This is a genomic window from Mucilaginibacter galii (assembly GCF_014635825.1).
In the GTDB taxonomy this organism is placed as follows: domain Bacteria; phylum Bacteroidota; class Bacteroidia; order Sphingobacteriales; family Sphingobacteriaceae; genus Mucilaginibacter; species Mucilaginibacter galii.
The window spans coordinates 1-600 of record NZ_BMDO01000026.1 but is presented as its reverse complement, the minus strand read 5'-3'; the positions used below and the strand labels follow the sequence as shown (position 1 = coordinate 600).

The following is a 600-nucleotide window of genomic DNA, read 5'->3' as shown; positions in this document are numbered from 1 at the left end:
TTGATATTCCGGGGATGTTGACCACCTAATTCCGTGGCAAAGTGACCAGGCGATTAGCTGGCGAACGATAGCAGCGAGAGCTGTAAAAGCGTTTTCAAAGTTAGTTATTAAAAGTGGTTATTGATAACTGACCTCTTTATCATCAGTTCTTCGTTTCTTTCTCATTGATTCCCCCTTCAGTTCGATACGGTGCGCACTGTGTACGATCCGGTCCAGTATAGCATCAGCAATTGTCTTTTCACCGATCACATCATACCATTTACTTACAGGTAGCTGAGAGGTAATGATCAGCGAGGTCTTTCCATGCCGGTCTTCAATGATCTCCATTAGCGCAGCCCTGCTTTGCGCATCAAAAGGCTGGATACCGAAGTCATCTAATATCAGTAATTCTTGCCGCTCTATCTTCGCAACCTCTTTGAGATACGAACCATCGGCCTTCGCCATTTTGAGTTTAGAGAACAGTTTGGGCGTACTGGCATAAAAGACCCTGTAACCGAGTGTACAGGCCTGGTAACCGATAGCGGAAGCAATATAACTTTTACCGATACCTGTGCTTCCGGTGATGAGCAGGTTCTCATTACGCTCAATAAATGTACAGTC

General features: G+C 45.2%; 1 protein-coding gene. It reads right to left on the bottom strand.

The genetic code is table 11. The features are described from left to right. Positions 1–117 precede the first annotated feature (117 nt). On the bottom strand, positions 118–600 hold a 483-nt coding region (locus IEV61_RS20545), incomplete at its 5' end, for an ATP-binding protein (RefSeq protein WP_188419030.1).